We start from the raw sequence: 3790 nt of genomic DNA on the forward strand, positions 1-3790 counted from the left end.
TTCTCCTAAGGGGGAAATATTATTGCGCGCCTTCTGCCAGACCCGCCGGTCAGGCTCAAACAAAAAAGGCGGCCACAAGGACCGCCTTTTTCGTAAGATCGTTTGTAAGATTAACGCGAATAGAATTCGACGACCAAATTTGGTTCCATCTTAACGGGGTAGGGTACTTCGTCGAGCGTTGGGATACGCGCGAAAGTAACCTTGTCGTTGCCGTCTACAGAGACATATTCTGGAATGTCACGCTCAGCGAGGCCTTGTGCTTCGATAACCAAAGCCATTTCCTTGGCCTTGTTGCCGAGGCTGATGACATCACCGACTGCAACCTGACGGCTTGCGATGTTGCACTTCACGCCGTTGACGCGAATGTGGCCATGGCTAACGATCTGGCGTGCGGCGAAAATGGTTGGGGCGAACTTGGCGCGGTATACAACCATGTCCAAACGACGCTCGAGCAGACCGATAAGGTTCTGCGAGGTATCGCCCTTCATGTTGCTGGCTTCCTGATACGCACGCTTGAACTGCTTTTCAGTTACGTCGCCATAATAGCCCTTAAGCTTCTGCTTGGCACGTAGCTGAATACCATAATCGGAAAGCTTGCCTTTACGGCGCTGACCATGCTGGCCGGGGCCATATTCACGCTTGTTCACAGGTGATTTTGGACGGCCCCAGATGTTTTCACCCATGCGGCGGTCAAGTTTATACTTCGAGCTTGTACGCTTCGTCATTTTAAGACTCCAATTGCTAACAACGTTGTTTCCGGTCCCGCGCGACACATTATGCATGTGCCGGACACCTGCTTCACCGGAATGCAGGGTCGATTGCGAAGCGGCGCCTATGGCTGCAGATGGGCCATATGTCAACATCTGGCTCGACTTTAGGCACGCCCAACTTTAAAGGCGCTGCCATGAGCAGCACTGATAGCCCAAAAAATCCCGAGAGTTGTGACAACATGGTTGACGTGCGGGCAGGCGTTGACGCCGTCGATGCGCAGCTGGTCGATCTGCTGGCGCGACGCTTTGGGTATATGGATGCTGCTGCGCGTATCAAATCCGAACGCAATGCTGTCCGCGATGAAGCGCGTAAGCAACAGGTGCTGGCGAATGTCAAAGACGCCGCACGCAACGCTGGCATCCCCGCAGAGGTCGTCGGCGACTTGTGGGAGCGTTTGGTTGAAGCCTCCATCGCCTACGAACTCGAAAAGTGGGATGCCAATCGCGCTTAGGGTATAGATGCCTGATCCCATTGCGCCTGCGCGCTTTTACATAGTCTCTATTTTTCGGCGGGTCGTCTTCTGTTCAATGTTGTCAGCACCCCGCGTAAGGTCCTCACTTCATATGCGTTCCATGCAGGCTTTGTGAGCAAGTTGCGCAAGGTGCGCCGTGTGACGGGCGCACGATCGATCGGTGTGAAGTAATTTAACGGTTCCAGCATCGCATCAAGCTGCGCGATCAGGCCGTCGAGTTCAAACTGTGACGCGGGCGGTTCCAGATCCGTTTTGGGTGGGCTGGCCAGCGATTGGGTTTTTGACCATTCATAGGCGCATAAAATGACCGCCTGCGCGAGATTTAGCGATCCAAACTCTGGATTGATAGGAACAGTGATGATGGCGCGCGCAACATTGACTTCATCGCTTTCAAGGCCGGAGCGCTCCGCACCGAACAGGATTGCGCTTCGTCCGGCATTGCCAACAACCTCTTTGGCTGCTACTTCAGGCGTGATGACCGGCTTGGTGACGCCACGCTTGCGCACGGTCGTTGCGTAGACATGTGCGATGTCCGCGGTCGCTTCGGCAAGCGTCGGAAAAACCTGTGCATTGGCGAGCACGATGTCTGCGCCAGAGGCGGCAGGGCCCGCATTTGGGTTTGGCCATCCATCCCGCGGCGCGACAAGGCGCATTTCCGTGAGGCCGAAATTCAGCATGGCGCGGGCGGCTTTGCCGATGTTTTCGCCCAATTGCGGACGAACAAGAATGATAATCGGCGGCGAACTCATTTCTGCGCCGCTTCAACCACGCTCCCGGCGAAATCTTCAAAGTCCTTCGCCTCGCTGAAGTCTTTGTAGACCGACGCAAAGCGAATATAGGCCACGCTGTCGAGCGCCTTTAATCCATCCATGACGAACTCGCCGATGCGCTTGGATTCAATCTCGCTTTCGCCCAAGGTTTCCAACTGCCGCTGAATGGCAGAGGCGAGCTTTTCAATCTGGGCATGGTCGACGGGACGCTTGCGGCACGCGACGGAAAGCGAGCGTTCAAGCTTTTCACGCTCAAACGGCTCACGCTTGCCGTCGGTCTTGACCACCGATAGCTCACGCAACTGAATACGCTCAAACGTCGTAAACCGACCGCCGCAACCTTCGCACTGCCGCCGTCTGCGGATAGCGCTATTGTCTTCGGTGGGACGGCTGTCCTTAACCTGGCTATCGTCGTTTCCGCAAAATGGGCAGCGCAATTATTTTTCCTGATTCTTTTTCTTGTTTACGTGACGGTAGGCAACGATGCCTGCGCCAATCAATGCGCCTGTTGCCAGTCCGATTGGGGCAATGACCGCGGCTGCAGCGCCGATGGCGGCACCGCCGGCAACTTTCTTGACGGTATCTTGATCCGCCAAATGCTTGCCCGTGTGAAACGCATCCTTGGTCGCGCCCCACAATTCGTCAGCGGCTTCACCGACATAATGCTTGGCCTGGTTGGGGAAGCTTTCGGCCGCAAGCTGCTCAGGCGTTTTGGCGCCACATTGCGGGCAGAACTTCATCCCTTCGCTATATCCGGCATTACACTCGTTACAAAAACCCATGGTCATTTCCCTTCTGTGTATTAGATGGGTAAGTCACCTATATAATTCAAGATGGGTAGATTGGGAAGCGTGCGCAAAGTGCCTCGGCTTCGTCCTTGATCCGTGCTTCGATCTGGCCGTCGCCAGCCTCGCCATTGTGACGCAGGCCTTCGACGACATCGGCGATCATCCGGCCGATCTGACGGAATTCCGCCGGACCGAAACCACGGGTGGTGCCAGCCGGCGTGCCCAACCGGAGACCGGACGTGACAAACGGCTTTTCTGGATCGAACGGGATCGAGTTTTTGTTGCACGTAATCGAAGCACGGTCGAGCGCATGTTCGGCATGTTTGCCCTTGGCTTCTTTTGGCCGCAGATCGACCAGCATCGAGTGGTTGTCGGTGCCGCCTGACACGATGTCGAGCCCTTGTTCCCGCAACGAAGATGCAAGCGCCTTCGCATTTTCGACGACATTGGCGGCGTAGCTTTTGAATTCTGGCTTCATCGCATCGGCAAAGCACACAGCCTTTGCCGCGATCACATGCACCAACGGCCCACCCTGCAGCCCGGGGAAAATTGCCGAGTTGAATTTTTTGGCGAGTGCCTCGTCATTGGTCAATATGATGCCAGAGCGCGGTCCGCGTAACGACTTGTGCGTTGTGCTTGTCGTGACGTGCGCGTGCGGCACAGGCGAGCTATGCGCGCCGCCTGCAACCAGCCCAGAGATATGCGACATATCGGCCAAAAGGTAAGCGCCGACTTCATCCGCAATTTCCCGGAACCGCGCCCAGTCCCAGCCCCGCGAATAAGCGGTGCCGCCGCAGATGATGAGCTTTGGTTTGTTTTCTCTGGCGATGCGCGCGACTTCGTCCATGTCGATCCGATGGTCATCACGGCGGACGCCATATCCGATTGGATTGAACCATTTGCCCGACATGTTTACCGGCGATCCATGGGTCAAATGCCCGCCTGCGTTGAGATCTAGGCCCATGAAAGTGTCGCCGGGCTGCAGAAGC

Annotated in this window: 6 protein-coding genes; 1 reads left to right on the forward strand and 5 read right to left on the reverse strand. The window is 56.0% G+C overall.

Translation table 11 applies throughout. The annotated features are described in order from the left end of the window. Positions 1 to 110: 110 nt before the first annotated feature. Entirely contained in the window at positions 111 to 725 is a 615-nt protein-coding gene (gene rpsD, locus ACIQ0G_RS10530) for a 30S ribosomal protein S4 (protein ID WP_324477024.1), read from the reverse strand. 179 nt (positions 726 to 904) lie between these two features. Here rpsD and ACIQ0G_RS10535 point away from each other — a divergent pair, with 179 nt between their 5' ends. Further along, on the forward strand, positions 905 to 1222 hold the full coding sequence (locus tag ACIQ0G_RS10535; RefSeq protein ID WP_397577863.1) for a chorismate mutase: 318 nt from the start codon (positions 905 to 907) through the stop codon (positions 1220 to 1222). A 47-nt stretch (positions 1223 to 1269) separates the two neighbouring features. On the opposite strand, the gene ACIQ0G_RS10540 is transcribed toward ACIQ0G_RS10535, so the two are convergent. The 4 genes from ACIQ0G_RS10540 to glyA form a co-directional block, all read right to left on the reverse strand. Next, positions 1270 to 1992 carry an RNA methyltransferase gene (locus tag ACIQ0G_RS10540; protein WP_397577864.1) on the reverse strand — a complete coding sequence of 241 codons (723 nt, stop codon included), beginning with the start codon at positions 1990 to 1992 and terminating at the stop codon, positions 1270 to 1272. Continuing rightward, positions 1989 to 2450 carry a transcriptional regulator NrdR gene (nrdR, locus tag ACIQ0G_RS10545; protein WP_183941182.1) on the reverse strand — a complete coding sequence of 154 codons (462 nt, stop codon included), beginning with the start codon at positions 2448 to 2450 and terminating at the stop codon, positions 1989 to 1991. Before nrdR ends, ACIQ0G_RS10540 begins: the two co-directional genes overlap by 4 nt. Further along, positions 2451 to 2795: a zinc-ribbon domain-containing protein gene (locus ACIQ0G_RS10550; protein ID WP_397577865.1), complete on the reverse strand. Its 345-nt coding sequence runs from the start codon at positions 2793 to 2795 to the stop codon at positions 2451 to 2453. 46 nt (positions 2796 to 2841) lie between these two features. After that, a partial coding sequence (gene glyA / locus ACIQ0G_RS10555; RefSeq protein WP_397577866.1) for a serine hydroxymethyltransferase occupies positions 2842 to 3790 on the reverse strand: 949 nt, incomplete at its 5' end.

The sequence above is a fragment of the Sphingorhabdus sp. genome (genome assembly GCF_044354325.1).
Taxonomy (GTDB): Bacteria; Pseudomonadota; Alphaproteobacteria; order Sphingomonadales; family Sphingomonadaceae; genus Sphingorhabdus_B.

Coding starts and splice junctions, on each gene's coding strand:
- rpsD (WP_324477024.1), bottom strand. CDS start 725: ATGACGAAGCGTACAAGCTCGAAGTATAAACTTGACCGCCGCATGGGT.
- ACIQ0G_RS10535 (WP_397577863.1), top strand. CDS start 905: ATGAGCAGCACTGATAGCCCAAAAAATCCCGAGAGTTGTGACAACATG.
- ACIQ0G_RS10540 (WP_397577864.1), bottom strand. CDS start 1,992: ATGAGTTCGCCGCCGATTATCATTCTTGTTCGTCCGCAATTGGGCGAA.
- ACIQ0G_RS10550 (WP_397577865.1), bottom strand. CDS start 2,795: ATGGGTTTTTGTAACGAGTGTAATGCCGGATATAGCGAAGGGATGAAG.